The following is a 22,204-nucleotide window of genomic DNA, read 5'->3' on the forward strand; positions in this document are numbered from 1 at the left end:
GACTGCGGCGGCGTCTTGTTCACGCCAAATTCCGGGAGTTTACCAAGCAAGGTGTGGGCAGGTAACTAAATGCTGTGGGGCGGGAGAAAAGCAGTCGATTGGCTGTTGTTAACAGCCATTCAGACAGCTCTACGTAGGCGTCGAGAACCCAAAGCGTCACCCCCTACTGCAACCGAACCCATGCTGACTGCCTCCGTAGACCTTGGTAGCCGATTTGCAGATATAGCTAGCCCTTCTGAAAAGCGAACCAAGCTCATCGTCACCAAATCCTCTCGCAGATTTTCCTCTGGCTACTCGGTAGGTCGCGTTATCTGGAATTTCTACCAGTCCTACAACTAGATCGGCGGGGATCCCCAGCGCGCTCGCCCACGCCTCGTTTAAGCGACTGAACATGTTGGTTCGGTCTGAGGCGATTTTGCCTACGGTGTAAAAGGCGTCTCGGTTTAGCAAAATCAGCAGATGGTAGTGCGGTCTTCCACGCCACCCTTGCTCTCGTGCCCACACATACCGAACTTTGCAGCTATGAGCGTGCTGGTACCGCCGTGAAGCCATTTCGCGGTGATGCTTCACCTTTGATTTGAATGAGGCAAAAAACCTACTAATGACCTCGTTGGAATCTATGTAATCGTCCAGTTCAATGTCACAGGGAAGCCGTAGGTCCACCCTGAATGCGAGCACCCTTGAGTATTGGTCAAAGGTCAAATCCATGGTTCGCTTTAAATCAGCCAGGTACTCGCGGATGAATGGGCCTTTCTCCACCATCACTGGCAGCCCTTCGAAGGTGTCGTCGTAATGGAGGTGAAGGTTTCGGTTATCGGGATGACGAAGCATGATTACTACTCTTGGAGTGGAGGTCATAACCTCTGCACACTGAGTAGTTTTTAACCCTGCCTCCTTCCTGCCCCAGATGCATTCGCCTACGAGGGATGCACCTAGCGGACGGGTATCTGTACGGGTCTATAAAGCATATTACCCGCACCGAGAAAGTCACCTCCTAGAGCTGTGAAGGCATATCGCTGAAATCTCAACGAGGCTTTGAGTTTTTGATAATTCTTCACTCTGGAAAAAAAGCACCTCCTGTGCACGCCCCTCCTCCAATCTGTCGCGGCTCGAGCTAGCAGCCGGATCATCCCAGCTACGACATGGCCACAAGTCGCTGCAGGCGAGCACTACCACCACACAGCCCCCGGCATAAGCGCCATGGTCGGAGTTGATCCGACCATGGCGCTTATGCCGGTTAGTCCACACCCCTCACGCAACAAATTATTCGGCCGTGTCGCGCTCTTCGATCCGGGCCAAAATCCACTCGTGTACCTCCTCCTCCACCCAACCAACGCTGCGCTCTCCCAGTGAAACCGGCTTGGGGAAGGCTCCTTCGGCGATGTACTTATAGATGGTAGAGCGACCCAGACCAGTCGAGTCGATGACGTCTTTCAGGCGAATGATCCTCATGAACGGGACTCCTCTGTTCGTTCAGAGGATTGGCAGGACGGGTAAAAAACTACGATCCTCCCTCTACTACCGCTTCGCTAGAGCCACTTACCCCTACACCTCACGACTCACCGCTAGGCAGGAGTCAGCAAGCTATACAGATACTGCTTTTCTCTGGAGAGCGTCTCCGAGTCAGCAACGCACTGTACTTTCCCCTCTTCATCATCCTGAAACCCCACAATATGTAACGCCTTCGAACATGTGCCCCCCGTCTTGGAGAGCGCTAGCATTGCCCGTGAAGGATAGAGCCCAGCCGTCTTCTGCATGGGGAGAAGTACGTAATCCAGAGTTTTGAAATCAACACCGGGGATCAGTGTTAATTTCCCATCAAACCAACCGGCACTGGCGCGGCTCGCCATGTATTCGACACGCTCAATTAAGTAGGTGACAAGCGGTTGACACGTTTCTTTATCGGAAGCGTCAAGCAAATCGAGTTTGATCAACTGATCAAGCTCTGCCTCACCGTCACCAAGCAAACCCCAATGATGAGAAAGCAGGTATCCCGCATACCAATCAAGACGCCCTCTCAGAAAACAGGCCAACTCTTGTTCGTGTCTATTCTTAAAAAACCTACGAACACCGATGGAACACTGCTCTCTCTCCCCCTGCGGTGACCAGAGCATGCCATCCACTACATCACGCTCGTTGGCGCTTGTCAGGTTTTGAGTAACCGACACCAACAACATCGGTAAGCTCTGCCCGCAGCTCAACTCTGGATGGTGCAGGTTGAGGTAGTAAACGCTTTTGGTCTTTTTGAAGATGACTGATCCTGTTGCACCCGGTGTGTATGCCCGGATCAAACCACTATCGAGCAAGGTCCGAATCCGGTTCTTCAGACGCTCCTGACTTAGCCCAGTTAACCGCGAGAGCTCTGCACGACCTAAATCCCGCACAACACCAAATCGATCAGCGCGGCATAACAGCACTGCAAGCAGCAAACGATTTACGACACTCAGTCGGCCCTGCTTCCTGCTTGCTCGGACATGAGCAAGGGGGACGCCTTCGAGCGGCCCCTTTTGCTGCATGGCAACATCTGACAACTGAAGCGCCTTGCTCTCATGCTTTAAAAGGTGATGGATTACTCTTGCATGGACCACCTTAGACACGTCATTCAGACCAACCTGCTCAACGTCGCCTGGCGCCAACTCATATTGCCTTTTGGGGCGCCCTTGCCCGCTCACCAAGTCCCGACGAATCAGGACCTTAGCAGCGGTCAACGAATTCAGTGCTGCGCCCATCTGGCTATCTGAAATCCCAAATCGCCCTGCTAGCTCTTTAACACCCGAGCAAATGGGCCCTGCAACCAAACCGCACTCAACCAAGCGTACCAATACATATTTCGCTTCAGGGCTGATCCCTTTCGCCTTACTGAGCAGCACTGAAAGCAGCATCTCGCTCACATTAATTTCCTAATTCTGTTAAGCCACATCTTTATTTTGGCACAGAAAATACACCCTGTATTAGTAAACACCGATTACTAAGTAATTATTGAGTATTACACTTAGTATCTCAGCCAAGGTACAGTGAGATAAATCTAGGTAAAAATACTATGGAGAGCACGATGGCAGGCAGTGACTGGCTCAATATGAAGGAGATAGATCAGTTGAAATGGGCTACGAAGCACCTTCGTACCAAGGGAGAGACGCACGAAGGCGCGCCCATCTCAGCCACCAATTTCGATGCCTGGCTAAGTCAAGAAAGGACAAAAGACTCTGCGCTCTTACTGACAATGAAGCTGGCCTGGACCCAGGCTCAGCGAAGAAAAGCGGACAAGAACGCAAAGAAAAAAGCCTGCAGTTTCGTGCTCTCAGAACAGGCGAAGCAAAAACTGAACAAGCTGGCGAAGCAGAACAAAAGCAGCATTACCAATTTTCTTGAGAGCCTACTCTCTGATGAGTACGAGCAGGCAACCCAACAGAAAAAGGTTGCCAAAAATGCCGCCAAGAGGGCCACAGACAAGGAGCAGCAACTAAAAAAGAAGCTAGGCTCCCTGTATTCAGCACTCCAGGAATGCATCAAAGAACTCACTCAACGCACCGTCATGATGGGGGCAGCAAACCTATCAATCGACAGCCTCTCGGAGGAGCAAAAAAGCGTAAGCGCCGAGCTTTACACGGAAACATTAAAAAAGCTGACGGATAAAAGCCTGATGAGCCTCCTCGATGAACAACTCTCTCGCAGCATGGAAAGAGCTCCGACCTAGCCGAGACCCATTCAGTGGTAGCTACGCCAATGCGCACCAGCACAACAAGTGCAGCGCTTTCAGTCATTGCGACGAGACACCATGGGAAAATCTAACGGGCAACGCAGTCTAGATTCACTCGACAGTGAACACTTATCGCATGTTCATTGGGCTGAAATCATTAGAGATTAGCTCAACGAGCTGGGCACAGACGCCAGCGTTGATCGCTAATACGAGAAAGCGCCCCATCGAGAGTCACCTGGCGGCGAGGCTAACTTTCCAAAATCCGAATGGGGGAACAGATGGGGGAACAAAAACGGTCAGGCACAAAAAAGCCCCGTTAAACGGGGCCTTCAGGTATAAATTTGGCGGTGAAGGAGAGATTCGAACTCTCGATACAATTTCTTGTATACACACTTTCCAGGCGTGCTCCTTAAGCCACTCGGACACTTCACCGTATCTCGTCAAACTGATTCAGTCTGTCGAGGCGCGCTAATGTAGTCGAAAGCTTTTCCGATGGCAAAGGTTTTTTTCAGAATTTTCATGCGCTTAGGCGGTTATGCCGTTCCAGCCCTCTGTGGCGCCATGCACACCAAGGCGATTCTGCCATTCTCGGGCACTCGCGGCGCTTGTCTATAGTAGCTGCTGCGCCTTGCCGAAGGCCGCCTGCGGGCGGGCATGGGGGAAAAGTCTGACTGGGTAGTCAGTCATGGCGCTTTACCGGGGCGGGCGCGGTGGGTAACGTCTGCCGTCTGTCCTTCTATTACAAGCATTACAAGGAATCGCGTCATGAGTGAGTTGATTGCCTACCACCTCGAAGACGGTATCGCGACCCTGACCCTGAGCAACGGCAAGGTGAATGCCATTTCGCCGGCAGTGGTCAGTGCGTTTAATGAAGCGCTGGATCAGGCCGAGAAAGATCGGGCGGTGGTGATCATCACGGGCACGCCGGGGATTTTGTCCGGTGGCTATGATTTGAAGGTGATGACCGCCGGCCCTAAAGAAGCGGTGAGCCTGGTGACGTCGGGCTCCACCCTCGCCCGCCGCCTGTTGTCGCACCCGTTCCCGGTGATCGTTGCTTGCCCTGGGCACGCGGTGGCCAAGGGCGCGTTCCTGTTGCTGTCGGCGGATTACCGGATCGGCGTGGACGGGCCTTTCAGCATTGGCCTGAATGAAGTGATGATCGGCATGACCATGCACCACGCTGGGATCGAGCTGGCGCGGGATCGTCTGCGTAAGTCGGCCTTCCACCGCTCGGTGATCAATGCCGAGATGTTTAACCCGCAGGACGCGTTGAGCGCCGGGTTTCTGGATAAGGTGGTCGCGCCGGAAGAATTGCAGGCCGCGGCGCTGGAAGCAGCTCGCCAACTGAAGAAGATCAATATGAACGCCCACAAGCACACCAAGCTGAAGGTGCGTAAGGCGCTGCTGGAAGCGCTGGATGACGCGATCATTCAGGATCAGGGGCACTTGGGTTAATCAAACCTACGCCTGCTGAATCGAAGCCCGACCTTGAGTCGGGCTTTTTCTTACAAAGAATTCCGGATTGCCTACAACCGCTCTAGGCGGTGTCTGTCACGGCACGTTGAAACATGCGCTTAAACATCGCCTATCTTCCGACTCTATAGGGGCAATTGCCGAATACAGTGCACATCCGTACACTGCGCCACCTTTTGTCCCGATGGGCTGTGTCGATGCTTTTTTTGTTACGCATGTTGTTGATGGGCCTGCATTTTATGATTGCGGGCGTACTGGGCGTGGTGCTCGGAATCTGTCGGCCGTTCAATCCGGACAACAGCCGTTACTGCGCACGCCTGTATGCCGTGCCGGCGATGTGGCTGTTGCGCCTGCGGGTGAAGGCTGAGGTCGACTCGCTGCGCAACAAGCCCAGCAGTTGCGTGATCATCGCCAACCATCAGTCCAACTATGACCTGTTTGTGTTTGGCACCGTGGTGCCCTACCGCACGGTGTGTATCGGCAAGAAGAGCCTGAAGTGGGTGCCGTTGTTTGGGCAACTGTTCTGGCTGGCGGGCAATGTGTTGATTGACCGGGGCAACGCCCACAAGGCGCGGCGCTCGATGCTGACCACCACACACACCTTGCAGCATGCAGACACCTCGATCTGGGTGTTCCCGGAGGGCACGCGCAACTTCGGCGAAACCCTGCTGCCGTTCAAGAAAGGCGCGTTCCAGATGGCGATCGCCGCAGGCGTGCCGATTGTGCAGGTGTGTGTCAGCACTTACGTGAAACAGATGAAGCTCAACCGCTGGAACAGTGGCGATATTCTGATTCGTTCGCTGCCGCCGATCCCTACGGCGGGGCTGACGATGGATGACATGCCGCTGTTAATGCAGACCTGCCGTGAGCAAATGCGCGATTGCATCGAGGCGATGGATCGCGAGCTGCAAACTGCGCCTGCAATCACTGGTGAACCCCGCCGAATTTGCTGACTCTGATTGGGCAGGGCAGCTAAGCTGCCTGACAGTTGTCATCTGCCATTCAAGAAGAAGCGATCAGCACTATGGGTAGAGTTGTTGCGGCCGCCGTCTATAGCGCCGGAAAGAAAGTCACCGATATCACCCTCGACGAAGGCGCCGCCTGGGCCGCCAAGCCCGACCACTTTGTGTGGATCGGCCTGGAAGAGCCCAGCGCCCTGGAACTGGCCAACCTGCAACGCCAGTTCAACCTGCACGAACTGGCCATCGAAGACGCCCTGGAAAAACATAGCCGCCCCAAGCTTGAAACCTTCGGCGACGCGCTGTTTATCGTGACCTATTCGCCGGTACGCGATAACGGCAAGCTGGAGTTTATCGAAACCCATATCTTTGCCGGCAGCGGCTACATCATTACCGCCCGCAACGGCCACTCGGCGTCCTACGGCTACGTGCGCCAGCGTTGTGAGGCGCGGCCACTGTTACTGGAGCATGGGGAAGATTTCGTACTCTATGCGCTGCTGGACTTTGTTACCGAGAACTACCAGCCGGTGAGCGAGGCGATTCATGCCGAGATCGATGAGCTGGAACGCAACGTGTTGTGCAACTCCCTGAGTGAAGCGGATATCCAGAAGCTCCACGGCCTGCGCCGCGATGTGCTGCGGCTGAAGCGCTACGTGGCGCCGATGGTGGAGATCAGTCAGGAGTTGCAGAAACTGAGCTTCCCGTTTATCGACAAGAACATGCGCCCGTACTTTCGCGATGTGCAGATTCACGTCACGCGGCAGATGGAAGACCTGACCACCCTGCGGGATATCGCCAGCCAGACCATCGAGATTGGGGTGTTGCTGGAAGCGTCGCGCCAGAGCGTGGTGCAACGCAAGTTTGCCGCGTGGGCAGCGATTCTGGCATTCCCGACGGCGGTGGCCGGGATCTACGGGATGAACTTCCAGAACATGCCGGAGCTGCAATGGCACTACGGCTATTTTGCGGTGCTGGGGTTTATTGCGGTGGGGTGTACGAGTTTGTGGGCCAGTTTCAAGCGTTCAGGCTGGCTGTAACAAACCCAGCTCAATTTGCTGAAGATCAAAAGTGTGGGAGCTGGCTTGCCTGCGATGCAGGCACCTCGGTTTGTCAGTGACACCAAGGTGATGCTATCGCAGGCAAGCCAGCTCCCACATTAATCTGCTTTGCCTTGAAGACCGTACTTCTTGCCCTGGACGGTTTCAGGCAGCGCCTGCTTCGGGTTTGTGCGCCACAAACCGCATCATCCATTCCGCCACGGTCACACCGTGGTGGTCTCGTTCCAAGCTGGCCACACCATTGGTGTAGACCTTTTCTCCCAGGGTTGTCTGAAGAATCTCCAGCAGCTCGCGGGAATAGTCGTGGATAAATTCCGGGTGGCCCTGGAAGCACAGCACCTGGTCTTCGATGTGGTACGCCGCAAACGGGCAGAATTCGCTGGAAGCGATCACTGTGGCGTTTTCCGGCAAGGTGGTGACCTGGTCCTGGTGGCTGATCAACAGCGTCAATTCTTCCACCACCGGGCTCATCCACGGTGCCTTGGCGTTCAGTTTGTAGTCATGGATGCCCATGCCCCAACCCTTGGTCGCCCGCTCGGTCTTGCCGCCCAACAGCAGCGCCAGCAACTGGTGGCCGAAGCAGATGCCGATCAGTTTGTCGCCGCGGGCATGGCGGTCCAGCAGGTAGGTCTTGAGGGTCTGGATCCAGGGATCGGTGCCGAAAGAGTCAGCTTTGCTGCCCGTCACGAGGTACGCGTCGAACACTTCTTCATCCGCCGGGTATTCGCCCTGCACCACGTTATAGATGACGAATTCGGCGGCAATCGGCTGTTTGGAAAACAGGCGCTTGAACATCTGCCCGTACCCTTGGTACTGATCGATCAGTCCAGGACGCAGGATATCGGTTTCCAGGATGCACACGCGTAACGACATAAAAAATACCTGACACGGCGATGGGAATAATGAACACCCCAGAGCCTGCCTTGAAATACCCTTCCAAGGCAAGCCCGCTCCCACATTTTGATCACCGGAACGCTTCACCCCTTGCGGCTTTCTCCAACAGCAGCGCCGGTGGCGTGAAGCGCTCACCGTATTGCTCGGCCAGGTAACGGGCACGGGCGATGAAGTCGTTCAGGCCGTACTGGTTGATGAATTGCAGCGCCCCGCCACTCCAGGCGGCAAAACCGATACCGAAGATCGAGCCGACGTTGGCATCGGCCGTCGACATCAGCACGCCCTCCTCCACACAGCGCACGGTTTCAATGGCCTGGATGAACAGCAAACGGTCGCGTACGTCCTGGGCGGAGATCCGTTGCTCAGGCTTTTCAAAGCGGTTTTTCAGCTCCGGCCACAGGTGTTTCTGCCCGCCCGCCGGGTAATCGTAGAAGCCGCCCCCAGCGGCCTTGCCCGGGCGTTGGTATTCGTTGAGCAACAGGTCGATCACGGCAAATGCCGGATGCTGGGGTAACGGCTTGCCCTCGGCCTGTAGGTCCTTGGCCGTCTGCTGGCGGATATGGCTCATCAGGCTGAGGGAAACTTCGTCAGAGACTGCCAGCGGTCCCACAGGCATGCCGGCCTTGCGTGCCTCGGTCTCGATCATCGGCGCGGCGACCCCTTCGCCGAGCATGGCGATGCCTTCGTTGGTGAAGGTGCCGAACACCCGTGAGGTGAAGAAGCCGCGGCTGTCGTTGACCACGATCGGGGTTTTCTTGATTTGCAGGACGAAATCGAAACCTCGGGCCAGGGTTTCGTCGCTGGTGTGGGTACCCTTGATGATTTCCACCAGGGGCATTTTGTCCACCGGGCTGAAGAAGTGCAGGCCGATAAACTTGCCCTGGTCGGGCACCGCCGTGGCCAAGCCGCTGATGGGCAAGGTGGAGGTGTTGGAGGCGATGACTGCGTCGGCCCCCACCACGCTCTGCGCAGCGGCCGAGACCTTGGCCTTGAGTTCCCGGTCTTCGAAGACGGCTTCGATGATCAGGTCGCAGCCGGCGAGGTCGGCATCGGATTCGGTAGGAATAATCCGCGCGAGGATGGTTTCCCGCTGCTCAGTGGTCAATTGCCCACGGCCGACCTTCTTGTCGAGCAACGCTGCCGAGTGGGCCTTGCCCTTCTCCGCCGCCGCCAGGTTGACGTCCTTCAGCACCACCTCAACGCCCGCCGAGGCGCTGACATAAGCAATGCCCGCCCCCATCATCCCGGCGCCAAGCACGCCGACCCTGCGTGTCACATACGGCGCAAAACCCTGGGGTCGCGAGCTACCGGCGTTGATTTCATTGAGCTGGAACCAAAAGGTGCCAATCATGTTTTTTGCCACTTGCCCCGTAACCAGCTCAGTGAAGTAGCGGGTCTCGATCAGGTGCGCGGTGTCGAAATCCACTTGGGCGCCTTCCACGGCAGCGCAGAGGATTTTCTCCGGGGCCGGGAAGCAGCCGTTGGTTTTGGCGCGCAGGATCGATGGCGCAATGGCGAGCATTTGCGCGACCTTAGGATTGGAAGGCGTGCCGCCAGGGATCTGATAACCCTTGATGTCCCAACGCTGTTTCGCCTCGGGATTGGCGAGAATCCATGCCCGCGACTTGGCCAGCAGCTCGTCACGATCTGCCGCCAGCTCGTCAATCAATCCAGCTTGCAGCGCCTGTTGCGGCGTAATCTTTTTGCCTTCCAGCAAGTAGGGCAAGGCCTTTTCCAGGCCCAGCATCCGCACCATGCGCACCACACCGCCGCCACCCGGCAGCAGGCCAAGGGTGACTTCCGGCAAGCCAACCTGTACCGACTTGTGGTCCAGCGCCACGCGGTGTTGGCACGCCAGGCAAATCTCCCAGCCACCGCCCAGCGCCGCGCCGTTGATGGCGGCCACCACCGGTTTGTCCAGGGTTTCCAGGGTGCGCAGTTGCGCCTTCAGCACTAGCACGCTGTCGTAGAAGTCCTTGGCGTGGGGCTGGTCGACCTTGATCAGTTCATTGAGGTCACCGCCGGCAAAGAAGGTCTTTTTCGCCGAGGTGATGATCACGCCCGCTATCGAATCCTTTTCGGCGTCCAGGCGGGCGACGGTGGCCGCCATGGCCTCGCGGTACACCCCGTTCATGGTGTTGGCGCTCTGGCCGGGCATGTCGATGGTCAGCACCACGATCTGGTCCTGGCCTTTTTCGTAACGAATGGCATCGGTCATGACTGATTCCTTAGGCTCAGAGGCGTTCGATGATGGTGGCGATACCCATGCCGCCGCCGACACACAGGGTGGCCAGGCCATACCGCTGCTGGCGCACCTCCAGTTCGTCGAGCAAGGTGCCGAGAATCGCGCAGCCGGTAGCGCCCAGCGGGTGGCCCATGGCGATGGAGCCGCCGTTGACGTTGACCCGGGCGGCGTCGATGCCCATGTCCTTGATGAACTTGAGCACCACCGACGCAAACGCTTCGTTGACCTCGAACAGGTCGATGTCTTCAACCCGCAGGCCAGCCTTGGCCAGGGCCTTGCGGGTGGCCGGTGCGGGGCCGGTGAGCATGATGGTGGGGTCAGTGCTGGTGACCGCCGTAGCGACGATGCGCGCCCGGGGTTGCAGGCCGAGTTCGCGGCCTTTGGCTTCAGAGCCGATCAGCATCAACGCCGCGCCGTCGACGATCCCGGAACTGTTGCCCGGTGTGTGCACGTGGTTAATACGCTCGACGTGGCTGTAGACCCGCAAGGCCGTGGCATCAAAGCCCATCTGGCCCATCATTTCGAAGCTGGGCTTGAGCTTGCCCAGGCCTTCGAGGGTGGAGTCGGCCCGGATGAACTCGTCCTGACCCAGCAGCACGATGCCATTCTGGTCCTGCACAGCGATCAGCGACTTGTTGAAGGAACCGTCTGATCTGGCCCGCGCTGCTTTCTGCTGTGAGTGCAAGGCAAAGGCATCGACGTCCTGGCGGGTAAAGCCTTCCAGCGTGGCAATCAGGTCGGCACCGATGCCCTGCGGGGTGAAGTGGCTGTGCATATTGGTTTGCGGGTCGAGTACCCAGGCGCCGCCGTCGCTGCCCATGGGCACGCGGGACATGGACTCGACGCCGCCCACCACCACCAGGTCTTCGAAGCCGGAGCGCACTTTCATCGCGCCGAGGTTCACGGCTTCCAGGCCCGAGGCGCAAAAACGGTTGATCTGCACACCGGCGACGCTGACGTCCCAGTTCGCCACCAACGCGGCGGTCTTTGCGATGTCGGCGCCCTGGTCCCCCACCGGCGTGACGCATCCCAGGACGATGTCATCCACTTGCCGGGTATCGAGATCGGTGCGCTGTTGCAGCGCGGTCAGCAACCCGGCCACCAGGTTTACCGGCTTGACGCTGTGCAAGGCGCCATCCGCCTTGCCTTTGCCACGGGGCGTGCGTATCGCATCAAAGATCAAAGCTTGGGTCATGACGTCCTCGAATCACTGGGCTACGGATCGTGCCCTTACCTTAGGCGCCGGGGCGCCGGATTCAATGACCGAACCGCTCATTGACCTTGACGCACACGCTCAGACGAACGGTAGGAGGCTACGGGATTTGGCTGATTAATCGTTTTAGCTGTCTAGCCCTAGGGCTGGCGTCTGGCTGGCAATTGGCCTCATGCCTTTTTAATAAGTTTTCTTCAGGTAAAGAGATGAAATGGATCTAAGCCATATAGAACGAGGGCTCTAAGGTTGAATCTGTAGGAGAAGTAAAAGGTTGCCGCCGGGTTTTGCTGGGGCACCTGTAAGAACTGTAAGAAAAGAGTCATGTAGCACCGTCATAGTTGAATCGACCGGCACGCATTTGACGCTCAGGAATAACAACAAAAGGCAGTCAGCCATGTTCAAGCATTCGAAAGTACGTCAGGCGGGACTTATTCTTTTCGCCACCACACTGATTCTGATCTTGCCCAATCTAACCAAGGTTATTGGGTGACGTCTAACGCCCCCATTCTGCGCAAACACAGCGCCAGGATCGCAGCCTTTGGCAGCACCTTTCGGGATATTGCGTATAGCGATCCCGTCAGGGGCTGCCGTTTTGCGTGCCGGTTTCAGGTAGTTTTGCGGTATCGTGAACCCGCATCGCCACTCAAACACGGGCCCTTCCTTGAAACAGATCATCGTCCTCCTGAGCTTGCTGCTCGCCTTGCCGGCGTCTGCCGCACAGCTGACCATCGAGTTGGATCACACCCGTAAAACCTGGGAAACCGCCGAGCTGCTCAAGCGCTCGGATGCACAGACGGTGCAGATCGTTGATGACGTTTCCTACAAGCGCAACATGACGTATCGCGCGGTACCGTTGGCAGCGCTGTTGCCGGGCATCACGCCGGAAAATCATCTGCAGGCGGTGGCGCTTGACGGCTTTGCCGCAGAACTGACGGCGGCACCGCTGCTATCAAAAAGCGGCGCGCGGGCCTGGTTGGCGGTAGAAGACCCGGCGCACCCATGGCCGCCGCTGGCGGACGGCAAACCCAGTGCCGGGCCGTTTTATCTGGTTTGGACGGACCCGCAGGCCGGGTCTATCAGCCCTGAGCAATGGCCGTTTCAGATCTCCGGCATCAAGCAGTTGAAGACGGTGGCGGAGCGCTTTCCGGCGTTGTTACCGGACCCGAAACTGGCGGCGAATGATCCGGTGAATCAAGGCTTCGCGCTGTTCCAAAAGAACTGCCTGGCGTGTCATCGCCTCAACGGGGCTGGCGATGCGCAGGTGGGGCCGGACTTGAATATTCCCTACAACCCCACTGAATATTTCACCGGGGATTTCCTCAAGCGCTACATCCGCGACCCGCAAAGCATGCGGCATTGGCCACAGGCGAAGATGCCGGCGTTTGCCACCAGCGTGCTGCCGGATGCGGACCTGGATTTGCTGGTGGGGTACTTGAAGCATATGGCAGGCAGAAAGCAGCCTTAAGGCTCGGGTAAATCTGTGGCGAGGGAGCTTGCTCCCTCGCCACAAAAAGCTTTGCTGGCACAGAGAGCTTTCCTGCTACACAGCTCCCTCTCTTTCCCGGAATCCTACTGCTGCTGCACCGAAATCACCGGTGTCGGTGCCACAAATACCTTGGCATGCATCTGCTCATGCCCTCCCCCACGGCGCATGCCCCGCACCGGGCAGGCGTCCAGGTAATCCAGGCCCACCGCCAGCTTCAGATGCCGCTCCGGCCGGGCCAGTTGATTGGTCACGTCAAAGCTGTACCAGGCGTCATCCAGCCAGGCTTCGGCCCAGGCGTGGCTGGCCAGGTGCTCGCAGTCTTCGCTGTATAAATACCCCGACACGTACCGCGCCGGAATACCCAGGCTACGGGCACAGGCGAGGAAGGCGTGGGTGTGGTCCTGGCACACCCCGGCACGCCCGGCAAACGCCTTGGCCGCACAGGTGTCGACTTCGGTAGAGCCGGGCGAGTAGGTCATGTACTGGTTCAGCGCATGCATCAGATCAATCAACGCACTGCGGTCGCGGCGCTGGTGGCAATGCTTTTCGGCAAAGCTGCGCAGGGCATCGTCCGGCTCGGTCAAGCGGGTGCAGCGCAGGAACGGAAATGCCGACTGGCTTTCATGTTCCGCCTCGCGCAATTCATCGATATCCACCTGGCCACGGGCGCCGATGATGATGGCTTCGTGGGGCTCATCCAGGGTCAGCACGTGCAGGATGTTACCGAACGGGTCCAGTTGCGCCCGCACCGGCCGGGGCAGGTCCAGTTGCCAGCTCAGGACGTGCTGACGCTCGCTGTCGTGGGGCGTGAGACGCAGGTACTGGATGCTGGCACGCACCTGGTCTTCGTAGTGGTAGGTGGTTTCGTGGCTGATGGAAAGTCTCATGCCGCCTCCAGGTAGGAACTGTAAATAGCATCGCCCAGCTCGCGCACGAGCGGGATGAAGTCGGTCAGCCAAGCGTGCAGGCCTTCCTCGAGAATTTCGTCGATCGCGGTAAAGCGCAGCCGTGCATCCATTTCAGCCGCCAGGCGCTGGGCCGGGCGACCGTTGATGCCGGGCAGGCTGCCAAGGATCTGATCAATCTCCTCACTGCACGCCCGCAGCGAACGCGGGACGTCGGCGCGGAGCAGCAACAGTTCGGCGACTTGCCGGGCGCCTGGGGCGTCGCGGTAGATCTCGGTGTAGGCCTCGAAAGAGGACAAGGCCCTTAATAGCGCACTCCACTGATAGTAGGCGTGGGCGGTGCCATCGGTGACCGCTTCGGCCTGGTCACCGGCCATTTCATAGCGGGCATCCAGCAGGCGCAGGGTGTTGTCAGCGCGTTCGATAAAGGTGCCGAGGCGGATAAAACGAAAAGCGTCGTTACGCATGATGGTGCCGTAGGTGGCGCCACGGAACAGGTGGGAGCGTTCCTTGACCCACTCGCAGAACCGGCTCATGCCATAACGGCTTAGGCCCTGCTGGGCGATGTCGCGAATTTCCAGCCAGGTGGCGTTGATGTTTTCCCACATGTCGGCGGTGATTCGCCCACGTACGGCGTGGGCACTGGCCCGGGCCGCACCGAGGCAGCTGTAGATGCTGGCGGGGTTGGCCGCATCCAGGGCGAAGAAGTGCAGCAAGCGCTCGGCGTGCAGCTCCCCGTGACGCTCGCGGTAATCATCGAGGGTGCCGGTGATCAGCAGCGGCATCGCCAGTTCATGCAAGCCATCGCCGCGCCCGTCCTGGGGCATCAGCGACAGCGAATAACTGACGTCGAGCATCCGTGCGAGGTTTTCCGCACGCTCCAGATAACGCGACATCCAATACAAATCCGAGGCAGTTCTACTCAACATATTTCAATCCTCGACCACCCAGGTGTCTTTGGTGCCGCCGCCCTGGGACGAGTTGACCACCAGCGAACCTTCCCGCAGCGCCACGCGGGTCAGGCCGCCGGGCACCACACGGGTTTCCTTGCCTTGCAGCACGAACGGACGCAGGTCGATGTGGCGTGGGGCGATGCCGTTTTCGACGAAGGTCGGGCACGTCGACAGGCACAGGGTTGGCTGCGCGATATAGGCGTGGGGCTTGGCCTTGATGCGTGCGCGGAAGGCTTCGATTTCCGCCGCCGAGGCGGCCGGGCCGACCAACATGCCGTAGCCACCGGAGCCCTGGGTTTCCTTCACCACCAGCTCCGGAAGGTTGGCCAGCACGTGGGACAGTTCACTGGGATTACGGCACTGGAACGTCGGAACATTCTTCAGGATCGGTTCTTCATCCAGGTAAAAACGGATCATCTCGGTGACGAAGGGGTACACCGACTTGTCATCCGCCACCCCGGTGCCGATGGCATTCGCCAGCACCACATTGCCCGAGCGGTACGCCGCCAGCAGGCCTGGCACGCCGAGCATGGAGTCCGGGTTGAAGGCCAGCGGGTCGAGGAACGCGTCGTCGAGGCGGCGGTAGATCACATCCACCGCCTTGGGGCCGTCAGTGGTGCGCATGAACACGCGGTCATCGCGAACAAACAGGTCGGCACCTTCCACCAATTCCACGCCCATTTCACGGGCCAGGAACGCATGTTCGAAGAACGCACTGTTGAAACGCCCCGGGGTGAGTACCACCACGCTGGGGTTATCCAGCGGGCTGGAGCTTTTCAGGGTGTCGAGCAACAGATTGGGGTAATGATCGATGGGCGCGATGCGCTGGGCGGCGAACAGTTCGGGGAACAGACGCATCATCATCTTGCGGTCTTCGAGCATATAGCTGACACCGCTGGGGGTGCGCAGGTTGTCTTCGAGGACATAGTAAGTACCGTCGCCATCGCGTACGAGGTCGACGCCGGAGATGTGGGAATAGATATCGCGGTGCAGGTCCAGGCCCTGCATCGCCAACTGGTATTGCTCGTTGGCCAGCACTTGCTCGGCAGGGATGATCCCGGCCTTGATGATCCGTTGTTCGTGGTACAGGTCGGCGAGAAACATGTTCAACGCCTTGACCCGCTGGATGCAGCCGCGCTCGACGATCCGCCACTCACTGGCCGGGATGCTGCGGGGAATCGTGTCGAAGGGAATCAGGCGCTCGGTGCCTTGCTCATCGCCATACAGCGTGAAGGTGATACCGGCCCGGTGAAACAGTAAATCGGCTTCACGGCGGCGCTGAGCCAGCAGTTCGGCAGGCGTCTCGGCCAACCAGCGGGCGAACTCGCGGTAATGGGGGCGCACCTGCCCTGCCCCGTCGTACATCTCATCGTAATAAGTGCGGATCATGCCGTACTCCTTGTCACCCGGACGCCAGAACCATCGCAAGGCCCGTGCCAGCGGCATAAACACTTAAGTTTCAATCAGTTGGAGATAGGCGCAGGTCTCACCGCACCGTCCCGGTGCAGCAAATGCCCGCTGTCATGGGCGGCGCCTCATTGCAATGCAGGCCATGACTATCACCAGCATAGTCAGAGTTGATTTCACCGCGCGGCAAACCCTGCGGATAATCACCTCCATCGGCTGAACAGGACATGTCCTACAGCCTGAACCTTTGCTTGATGGGTAACGTGATACGGCATGTACCGATCGGTTCCCCTTCGCTCCGATCTTCCCTTTGACCACCCTGCTCGGGTGGTTTTTTTTGCGCCGGATTTTTCCCAAGCCAGAAACAAAAACGGCCGACCCAAAGGTCAGCCGATACGCTGTGTTGTTGCTCATGCCGCTACATGGGTAACCCACGCACCTCCTGTTTCACGCCCCATCCCTCAATGATCCCGCCCAAAGGCTCGACCACTGCCTCAAAGTCCTGCTCGAAGTCTCCTATGCCGTCGTAGGTGGCGAACATGATTTTGCTCAGTTCCAGGTACCAGGCGCCGTCATCCCGCGCGCTGACCTGGGCATTCAGGGATTCCCCACGAAACCGACCCGCAGCCCGGCGCGCACGTTCCTCATCCGGGAAAATGGCGTAGAACTCAATGGGGTGGAAACGTGAGAAGTCAAAGCCGCCCTCTTTCATGCGGCGCAACACGTTGGTGCTGATGTCTTCTTGATAGGCTGTGCTCATGAAACGTCCTCCTCACACCGATGGATAGACTTTCCGTGCTTCCCAAGGCCCGCGCTGCAAGGGCGCGGGTGTTACGGCAATGAAGTCGCCGCTGGGAGACAAGCATGTAGCTGACAAGACCAGACCTTAGCGATTCATTCGCTGATCTCCATTGCAGAGTAGCGCGAAGCTTTCAGCTCCACCAGAGTCTGTTTAAGGGTGTACAGGGAATGTTCAGGCGGCGGGGTCGACCTTGAGGTCTTTAATGCTGTTTTGATCTTTCAGGATCTTCACCGTGGGCTCGGCAACACGCCCCTCGAGATCGTTGAGATCCAATTCCTTCAGCACCGGAGACACGCGAGCGCGAACCAGGCGCGCAGCCTCTTCAAGGGTCGGTTTTTGCTCGCATTCGAATTGCTCGACTACCGACTCACCATGATCATCAGTGAAGGAAACGTTCCACTTTGGCATCAGAGCCTCCTCGATAAAACCCATGGGTGGGCTTACATCTATCTGGACCTTGAGGGCTTGGAAATCGTTCCACTCAAGGCAGGAGGCACCTGATCAACTGCAGTTACTTTTCAGCGTGTTCTTTCAGGGCTTTCAAGGTGTTGAACGGTGCGTCCACCACAAACTTGTTGGCCAACCACGACGGCACGCTGCCACCTGGCTCGGTGTGCACCTGATAGGTCACTTCGGTCAGGTTGTCGCCTTTAGGCACCAGCTTCCAGTAACCGTCAACCTGGGCTACGCGCACATAGCCTTTGACTTCGGGCTGGTAGGTCGGCACTTCCAACAGCTTGCGGGTCACGCTGCCGTCGGCGGCCTTGGTGGTGGTGATTTCCAGGATCGAGTCACGGTCGGTGACCGGGAACGGGGCCTTGAACTGGGTGTAGGTCCAGCTCTTGTCACCTTCTTGCTTAAGCAGTTTTTGCGATTTGCATTCGTGGATCCAGGAACAGGCCCCGGCCACGTCTTCCTGCAACGCCTGGATCTTGGCCAGCGGTGCCTTGATGGTGGTCACACCGCGATAAGCCTTGTATTTGGAGCCGGCAATTTCACTCAACGACACTTTGATGCCGTCTTCATCCTTGGCAGTCTGCCAGTCTTCAGCGTGCGCTGCGGCAGCAAACATCACGGTAAAACCGCACAACACAGCAATTCGTTTCAGTGAACCCATGGTCTTATTCCTTATTGTTGAAGTTCAGTACTTTGAACAGCCCACTAAGCCGCGGTCATCTGTTCCCACCAGCCGATCAACTTGATCGCTTCTGCCTGGCTGTTGCCACACACTTCGATATCCGGCTGGAACGAGCTGCACACCGCCGGCCGCTCTGGCTGGCCAAACAACTGGCACAGTTGTTCGACCGAAAGATGCAGGCAGCGTTCGCCCGCCGGTTTGCCGGCAGGCATCCCCGGCAACGGAGAACTGATGGATGGGGCAATGCAGCAAGCGCCACAGCCTTCACGGCATTTCATGACGAACAGATCCTCGACAACTCAGTGTTGATGGCCACGTAAGACTACGCGCTTAAACAGACGTTTTAAATTGGCCTAATAGGGGTTTTTCACCGAAAACAAAAGTGACTGGCCAGTCTGCGACAGAAGGTCAGGGGGGCGCGTCACTTTCAGTCGTCGGGTTTATTGCTTGAACTGGAAATCCAGCGCCGCGCCTTCTACCTCGCGGCGTTCTTCGTTGCGCAGTTGCAGCTGCATTTCATTGCTGAGCAGGCGCCCGTTGATCTGGAACGCGCTGTTATCGGTGGGTTTCTCGGCAAACATCGGCGGCAGCAGCGGCACATTCTTCGGCTGCGGCATGGTGCCGAGAGGTTGCAGGTGGCGAACCATGTTCGACGGCAGGCTCAAATCCAGTTCCGCAGGCGGCAATTGAGTCTTGGCCACTTCGTGGGCTGATTTGGACTTGCTGGCAATAGGCGCACGCTTTTTAGCCGGTGCTGCTTTCTTGACGGGTGCTTTCTTCGCCACCGGTGTCTTCTTTACCGCAGCGGCTTTCTTCGCCGGTGCTTTCTGCTGGGTGATGGCAGCAGGGGCTGTTTCACCGGCGGGAGCCGCCAGGACGGCGCCAGCGTTACACAGGCTTAACACGCAGAACAGCAGCGCAGCAGGAAAGGTATAAGTCATATCGCCAGCAGCATTAACGGCAGAAGGCCATATGCTCGCTTGTTGAGGGCGGTATGACAAGCATGGTAATTAGCCAGCTACCCTACGTGTCCCCTTTCCATGCCTCAGAAACCGGCCGCAGTCTCTTGGCACAACTGGCTCGCCAGCATGCCGAGGGTCATCAGCGCGCGCTCCGCCTCGCGGTTCCACGGCGTGCCGCAGTTCAGGCGAATACAGTGGTTGAACTGTTCTGTATTACTGAAGATCAGCCCCGGTGCAATGCTGATGCCTTGCTGCAAGGCACGCACGTGCAGTTCCTGGGTATTGACCCGTCCCGGCAAACTGACCCACAGGATAAAACCGCCGGTCGGCCGGGTCATCTGGGTGCCTTCGGGGAAATACTGTTGCACTGCCAGCTGGAACGCGCTGAGGTTCTTGCGATACTCCTGGCGGATATAGCGCAAGTGCCGGTCGTAACCGCCGTTTTCCAGGTACGCCGCCGTGCCCATCTGGGTCACGCTGCAGGCCGAATGGGTGCTGAACATTTGCAGGCGCTGGATTTCCTGCTGGTACTTGCCGGCGATCATCCAGCCGATGCGGATGCCCGGTGACAAGGTCTTGGAAAAACTGGAGCAATAGATGACACGGTCCAGGCGGTCGTAGGCTTTGAGCGCCTTGGTGCGACCCAGTTCGAACATCAGTTCGCCGTAGATATCGTCCTCGACGACCTGGATATCGAAATCCGACGCCAAGCGCAGCAACTGTTTCTGCCGCTCTTCGGGCATGGTGCCGCCCAGGGGATTGCTCAGGCGCGTGGTCAGCACCAGGGCCTTGATCGACCATTGGTTGGCCGCCAGTTGCAGGGCCTCCAGGCTCATGCCGGTGGCCGGGTCGCTGGGAATTTCGATGACCTTCAGGCCGAGCAAATCCGCCAGTTGCAGCAAGCCGTAATAGGTCGGCGATTCGGCGGCGATCAAGTCGCCGGGACGGGTCAGGACCCGTAGCGACATCTGCAACGCGTCGACACACCCGTGGGTGATCACCACTTCGGACGGATCGACCACCACCCCGGCATCCCGCATACGGATCGCCACCTGGCGCCGCAGCGGTTCAAAACCCGGGCTGAACATGTAGCTGAACGCCCGCGGGCTCTGGAAGCGCGTGACCTTGGCCAGTTGCTGGTGCAGTGCACGCACCGGCAAGTAGTCGACACTCGGCACGGCAGCCCCCAGCGGGAACACGCCTTCGCGACGGGATTCGACCAACACCTGTTGAATGATGCTGCTGCGGGTGACCAACCCTGGACGCTCGACCCGGGCAATATCCGGCGTAGGCGCGGTGAGCGCCGGCGTCTGGTGCACGTAATACCCGGACTGCGGCCGCGCGCGAATCAACCCCTGGTCTTCCAGGTTCGCGTAGGCCTGCAACACGGTGGCGTGGCTGACATTGAGCTGGGAGCTCATTTTGCGCACCGAAGGCACGCGCTCGCCCGGTTGATAGACACCGCGGCGGATATCCTCAGCCAGTTGCTGGGCGATACGTTGGTAAAGCAACAGATTGGTCATGACGCAGCACTCGATTTCACGGGTATTTTATTTTTGTGTGAAACATACCGGCACAGTTTAGAAGTGTACGGGGACAGTTGCCACAATAGTCGAGCGTGGGCGGCAGTGATAGAAAAAACTGTAAGGGTGGCGAACTGAATGGCGGGCATAAAAAAGTCCGATCACTGATCGGGCTTTTTTGGGAGCTGTTGAGCTTTAGCGAGGCGGCGATGCAGGCGCTGCGGTCTCGCAGGTCCACCGAGGCGATACTATCGCAGCCTCGCTGGGGCTCGACAGCTCCTACAGGATCACCTTTGAGCTTGAGTACCTGGTTTAGCGAGCAGCGCCCAGTTGGCCTTTCTCGTCGGAGAACACTATTTCTACCCGACGGTTCTGCGCCCGGCCACGCTCCGAAGCGTTGACGTCAACCGGGTACTGATCGCCGTAGCCTTCGACCTGAATGCGTTTTTCATCGATACCCAGGTCGCTCAGTACATCGGCCACCGCTTGGGCGCGGTCCCGAGACAGTTTGAGGTTTTCCTGCTCGCCACCGGTATTGTCGGTGTAACCCTCGATACGCACCACGCGCTTGGGGTTCAACTGCAGGAACTGTACGACTTTGAGCACCGTGCGGTTGGCCGAGTTTTGCAGCTCTGCCTCGCCAGTGTCGAACAGCACGTCACCCAGCGTCATCACCAGCCCGCGATCAGGCTGGACGGTGGTCAGGCTGGAAATCTGCGCCTCAATCCATTTGCCCTGTTGCTGCACGCTGGCCAGCTTGGCTTCACGCAGGGCCAGCTGCAGACGCTGGCGTTCCAGCTCCAGCTTGACCCCACGCTCCTGATTGAGTGCCTGCTCGGTGTGTTCCCGGGCAATCGCGCTGTAGCGCTGGCTCAGGTAGGCGTAATGCGCCACATCGGCGCCGCTGCCCCAGAAGCTGGAGAAACGGTCGGCCCGGGCCAGGGACTCACCCGCACGTATCACGTCTTTGGGCGCGATACGCAGCACATTCGAGTCTTCCTTGACCTTCTGAAAGTCACTGCTCGCCTGTTGCAAGGCGAGGTTACTGTCGGGATGGGTCGCACAACCACCGAGGGCACTGCCCAGCAACACCACACAGCTCAACCCACGAATCAACGGGCTCATTGGGCGTCTCCCAACTGCAACTGCTTGCGCAGGCGGGTGATACGGGTGTTGAGCACGTTCAGTTGCTCCTGGCTTTTGCGGGTCAGCACCCGCGCTTCCGCCAGGCGGGCGTCCAGCTCGGCTTCTTCAGCCTGCATGCGGGCGTCCTTGTAGGATTCATCGGCCATGTCGGCCTTGGCCTGGGTGAACTTGCCTTCAGCCAGCTTCAGCTCGGGCGAGTCATCGGCGACGGCGCCCACGGCGTTGGCTTGCTCCAGGGCTTGCTGGGTCAGGCGCATTTGTTCATTCGGCGCAGGATCGGCTGCACATCCCGCCAGAGCTACAACGGCGAGGGCCGCGAAAAGAGGTCGAATAGTCACTGAAA

General features: G+C 58.2%; 22 protein-coding genes and 1 tRNA gene. 5 read left to right on the top strand and 18 right to left on the bottom strand.

Annotated elements, in window-relative coordinates; genetic code table 11:
• Positions 1-156: 156 nt before the first annotated feature.
• From K0H47_RS11575 to K0H47_RS11585, 3 genes are all read right to left on the bottom strand, one after another.
• The gene (locus K0H47_RS11575) at positions 157-858 is read right to left on the bottom strand and encodes an inovirus Gp2 family protein (protein ID WP_307877325.1); all 702 of its coding nucleotides are present in this window, start codon (positions 856-858) and stop codon (positions 157-159) included.
• 405 nt (positions 859-1,263) lie between these two features.
• On the bottom strand, positions 1,264-1,452 hold the full coding sequence (locus K0H47_RS11580) for an AlpA family transcriptional regulator (protein ID WP_133836645.1): 189 nt from the start codon (positions 1,450-1,452) through the stop codon (positions 1,264-1,266).
• A gap of 113 nt (positions 1,453-1,565) precedes the next feature.
• Positions 1,566-2,891 (bottom strand): Lrp/AsnC family transcriptional regulator, encoded by a 1,326-nt coding sequence (locus K0H47_RS11585; RefSeq protein ID WP_219272697.1) that lies wholly within the window; start codon positions 2,889-2,891, stop codon positions 1,566-1,568.
• Between the two features lie 161 nt (positions 2,892-3,052).
• On the opposite strand from K0H47_RS11585, the gene K0H47_RS11590 reads away from it, so the two are divergent.
• The gene (locus K0H47_RS11590) at positions 3,053-3,694 is read left to right on the top strand and encodes a hypothetical protein (RefSeq protein ID WP_219272699.1); all 642 of its coding nucleotides are present in this window, start codon (positions 3,053-3,055) and stop codon (positions 3,692-3,694) included.
• A 345-nt stretch (positions 3,695-4,039) separates the two neighbouring features.
• On the opposite strand, the gene K0H47_RS11595 is transcribed toward K0H47_RS11590, so the two are convergent.
• Positions 4,040-4,129 (bottom strand) — tRNA-Ser (locus K0H47_RS11595).
• A 333-nt stretch (positions 4,130-4,462) separates the two neighbouring features.
• Between K0H47_RS11595 and K0H47_RS11600 the strand changes: the two genes are divergently transcribed.
• The 3 genes from K0H47_RS11600 to K0H47_RS11610 all read left to right on the top strand — a co-directional run bounded on the left by K0H47_RS11600 (position 4,463) and on the right by K0H47_RS11610 (position 7,166).
• Entirely contained in the window at positions 4,463-5,152 is a 690-nt protein-coding gene (locus K0H47_RS11600; RefSeq protein WP_076015114.1) for a crotonase/enoyl-CoA hydratase family protein, read from the top strand.
• Positions 5,153-5,367: 215 nt separating this feature from the next.
• Positions 5,368-6,123 carry a 1-acyl-sn-glycerol-3-phosphate acyltransferase gene (locus K0H47_RS11605; RefSeq protein WP_177071203.1) on the top strand — a complete coding sequence of 252 codons (756 nt, stop codon included), beginning with the start codon at positions 5,368-5,370 and terminating at the stop codon, positions 6,121-6,123.
• A gap of 71 nt (positions 6,124-6,194) precedes the next feature.
• A complete protein-coding gene (locus tag K0H47_RS11610; RefSeq protein WP_219272701.1) occupies positions 6,195-7,166 on the top strand; it encodes a magnesium and cobalt transport protein CorA in 972 nt (323 codons plus the stop codon).
• Between the two features lie 165 nt (positions 7,167-7,331).
• Here the strand turns inward: K0H47_RS11610 and K0H47_RS11615 are convergent, their stop codons facing one another.
• From K0H47_RS11615 to K0H47_RS11625, 3 genes are all read right to left on the bottom strand, one after another.
• Positions 7,332-8,060: an amidotransferase gene (locus K0H47_RS11615; RefSeq protein WP_169385989.1), complete on the bottom strand. Its 729-nt coding sequence runs from the start codon at positions 8,058-8,060 to the stop codon at positions 7,332-7,334.
• A gap of 91 nt (positions 8,061-8,151) precedes the next feature.
• The gene (locus K0H47_RS11620) at positions 8,152-10,299 is read right to left on the bottom strand and encodes a 3-hydroxyacyl-CoA dehydrogenase NAD-binding domain-containing protein (protein ID WP_219272703.1); all 2,148 of its coding nucleotides are present in this window, start codon (positions 10,297-10,299) and stop codon (positions 8,152-8,154) included.
• Between the two features lie 16 nt (positions 10,300-10,315).
• Positions 10,316-11,521 (bottom strand): acetyl-CoA C-acetyltransferase, encoded by a 1,206-nt coding sequence (locus K0H47_RS11625; RefSeq protein WP_219272706.1) that lies wholly within the window; start codon positions 11,519-11,521, stop codon positions 10,316-10,318.
• Positions 11,522-12,200: 679 nt separating this feature from the next.
• On the opposite strand from K0H47_RS11625, the gene K0H47_RS11630 reads away from it, so the two are divergent.
• On the top strand, positions 12,201-13,004 hold the full coding sequence (locus K0H47_RS11630; RefSeq protein ID WP_219272708.1) for a cytochrome c: 804 nt from the start codon (positions 12,201-12,203) through the stop codon (positions 13,002-13,004).
• 104 nt (positions 13,005-13,108) lie between these two features.
• Here the strand turns inward: K0H47_RS11630 and K0H47_RS11635 are convergent, their stop codons facing one another.
• The 11 genes from K0H47_RS11635 to K0H47_RS11685 form a co-directional block, all read right to left on the bottom strand.
• Positions 13,109-13,912 carry a transglutaminase family protein gene (locus K0H47_RS11635; RefSeq protein WP_010165966.1) on the bottom strand — a complete coding sequence of 268 codons (804 nt, stop codon included), beginning with the start codon at positions 13,910-13,912 and terminating at the stop codon, positions 13,109-13,111.
• The gene (locus K0H47_RS11640) at positions 13,909-14,859 is read right to left on the bottom strand and encodes an alpha-E domain-containing protein (RefSeq protein WP_063027996.1); all 951 of its coding nucleotides are present in this window, start codon (positions 14,857-14,859) and stop codon (positions 13,909-13,911) included. The genes K0H47_RS11635 and K0H47_RS11640 overlap by 4 nt, the downstream gene beginning before the upstream one ends.
• Positions 14,860-14,862: 3 nt before the next feature.
• Positions 14,863-16,272, bottom strand: a complete 1,410-nt coding sequence (locus K0H47_RS11645) for a circularly permuted type 2 ATP-grasp protein (protein ID WP_017475776.1) — start codon at positions 16,270-16,272, stop codon at positions 14,863-14,865.
• 436 nt (positions 16,273-16,708) lie between these two features.
• Positions 16,709-17,050, bottom strand: coding sequence for a ribonuclease E inhibitor RraB (locus tag K0H47_RS11650; protein WP_003193463.1), 342 nt, complete (start codon positions 17,048-17,050; stop codon positions 16,709-16,711).
• A 213-nt stretch (positions 17,051-17,263) separates the two neighbouring features.
• On the bottom strand, positions 17,264-17,524 hold the full coding sequence (locus tag K0H47_RS11655; RefSeq protein WP_017475778.1) for a hypothetical protein: 261 nt from the start codon (positions 17,522-17,524) through the stop codon (positions 17,264-17,266).
• A gap of 79 nt (positions 17,525-17,603) precedes the next feature.
• Positions 17,604-18,209 carry an START domain-containing protein gene (locus tag K0H47_RS11660; protein WP_063027992.1) on the bottom strand — a complete coding sequence of 202 codons (606 nt, stop codon included), beginning with the start codon at positions 18,207-18,209 and terminating at the stop codon, positions 17,604-17,606.
• A gap of 44 nt (positions 18,210-18,253) precedes the next feature.
• The gene (locus K0H47_RS11665) at positions 18,254-18,508 is read right to left on the bottom strand and encodes a YkgJ family cysteine cluster protein (RefSeq protein WP_026077765.1); all 255 of its coding nucleotides are present in this window, start codon (positions 18,506-18,508) and stop codon (positions 18,254-18,256) included.
• 162 nt (positions 18,509-18,670) lie between these two features.
• Complete coding sequence (locus tag K0H47_RS11670; RefSeq protein WP_219272710.1) at positions 18,671-19,171, bottom strand: translation initiation factor 2; 501 nt, start codon at positions 19,169-19,171, stop codon at positions 18,671-18,673.
• Positions 19,172-19,275: 104 nt separating this feature from the next.
• Positions 19,276-20,715 (bottom strand): PLP-dependent aminotransferase family protein, encoded by a 1,440-nt coding sequence (locus K0H47_RS11675; protein ID WP_008434911.1) that lies wholly within the window; start codon positions 20,713-20,715, stop codon positions 19,276-19,278.
• 312 nt (positions 20,716-21,027) lie between these two features.
• The gene (locus K0H47_RS11680) at positions 21,028-21,840 is read right to left on the bottom strand and encodes an OmpA family protein (RefSeq protein WP_093207362.1); all 813 of its coding nucleotides are present in this window, start codon (positions 21,838-21,840) and stop codon (positions 21,028-21,030) included.
• Positions 21,837-22,199: a DUF4398 domain-containing protein gene (locus K0H47_RS11685; RefSeq protein WP_076015098.1), complete on the bottom strand. Its 363-nt coding sequence runs from the start codon at positions 22,197-22,199 to the stop codon at positions 21,837-21,839. Before K0H47_RS11685 ends, K0H47_RS11680 begins: the two co-directional genes overlap by 4 nt.
• Positions 22,200-22,204 lie beyond the last annotated feature (5 nt).

This window comes from Pseudomonas sp. Xaverov 83 (assembly GCF_019352905.1).
GTDB lineage: Bacteria > Pseudomonadota > Gammaproteobacteria > Pseudomonadales > Pseudomonadaceae > Aquipseudomonas > Aquipseudomonas yamanorum.

Excerpts from the sequence above, each read along its gene's own strand:
- K0H47_RS11575 (WP_307877325.1), bottom strand. The coding sequence starts at position 858 with ATGACCTCCACTCCAAGAGTAGTAATCATGCTTCGTCATCCCGATAAC.
- K0H47_RS11580 (WP_133836645.1), bottom strand. The coding sequence starts at position 1,452 with ATGAGGATCATTCGCCTGAAAGACGTCATCGACTCGACTGGTCTGGGT.
- K0H47_RS11590 (WP_219272699.1), top strand. The coding sequence starts at position 3,053 with ATGGCAGGCAGTGACTGGCTCAATATGAAGGAGATAGATCAGTTGAAA.
- K0H47_RS11600 (WP_076015114.1), top strand. The coding sequence starts at position 4,463 with ATGAGTGAGTTGATTGCCTACCACCTCGAAGACGGTATCGCGACCCTG.
- K0H47_RS11605 (WP_177071203.1), top strand. The coding sequence starts at position 5,368 with ATGCTTTTTTTGTTACGCATGTTGTTGATGGGCCTGCATTTTATGATT.
- K0H47_RS11610 (WP_219272701.1), top strand. The coding sequence starts at position 6,195 with ATGGGTAGAGTTGTTGCGGCCGCCGTCTATAGCGCCGGAAAGAAAGTC.
- K0H47_RS11615 (WP_169385989.1), bottom strand. The coding sequence starts at position 8,060 with ATGTCGTTACGCGTGTGCATCCTGGAAACCGATATCCTGCGTCCTGGA.
- K0H47_RS11620 (WP_219272703.1), bottom strand. The coding sequence starts at position 10,299 with ATGACCGATGCCATTCGTTACGAAAAAGGCCAGGACCAGATCGTGGTG.
- K0H47_RS11625 (WP_219272706.1), bottom strand. The coding sequence starts at position 11,521 with ATGACCCAAGCTTTGATCTTTGATGCGATACGCACGCCCCGTGGCAAA.
- K0H47_RS11635 (WP_010165966.1), bottom strand. The coding sequence starts at position 13,912 with ATGAGACTTTCCATCAGCCACGAAACCACCTACCACTACGAAGACCAG.
- K0H47_RS11640 (WP_063027996.1), bottom strand. The coding sequence starts at position 14,859 with ATGTTGAGTAGAACTGCCTCGGATTTGTATTGGATGTCGCGTTATCTG.
- K0H47_RS11645 (WP_017475776.1), bottom strand. The coding sequence starts at position 16,272 with ATGATCCGCACTTATTACGATGAGATGTACGACGGGGCAGGGCAGGTG.
- K0H47_RS11650 (WP_003193463.1), bottom strand. The coding sequence starts at position 17,050 with ATGAGCACAGCCTATCAAGAAGACATCAGCACCAACGTGTTGCGCCGC.
- K0H47_RS11655 (WP_017475778.1), bottom strand. The coding sequence starts at position 17,524 with ATGGGTTTTATCGAGGAGGCTCTGATGCCAAAGTGGAACGTTTCCTTC.
- K0H47_RS11660 (WP_063027992.1), bottom strand. The coding sequence starts at position 18,209 with ATGGGTTCACTGAAACGAATTGCTGTGTTGTGCGGTTTTACCGTGATG.
- K0H47_RS11665 (WP_026077765.1), bottom strand. The coding sequence starts at position 18,508 with ATGAAATGCCGTGAAGGCTGTGGCGCTTGCTGCATTGCCCCATCCATC.
- K0H47_RS11670 (WP_219272710.1), bottom strand. The coding sequence starts at position 19,171 with ATGACTTATACCTTTCCTGCTGCGCTGCTGTTCTGCGTGTTAAGCCTG.
- K0H47_RS11675 (WP_008434911.1), bottom strand. The coding sequence starts at position 20,715 with ATGACCAATCTGTTGCTTTACCAACGTATCGCCCAGCAACTGGCTGAG.
- K0H47_RS11680 (WP_093207362.1), bottom strand. The coding sequence starts at position 21,840 with ATGAGCCCGTTGATTCGTGGGTTGAGCTGTGTGGTGTTGCTGGGCAGT.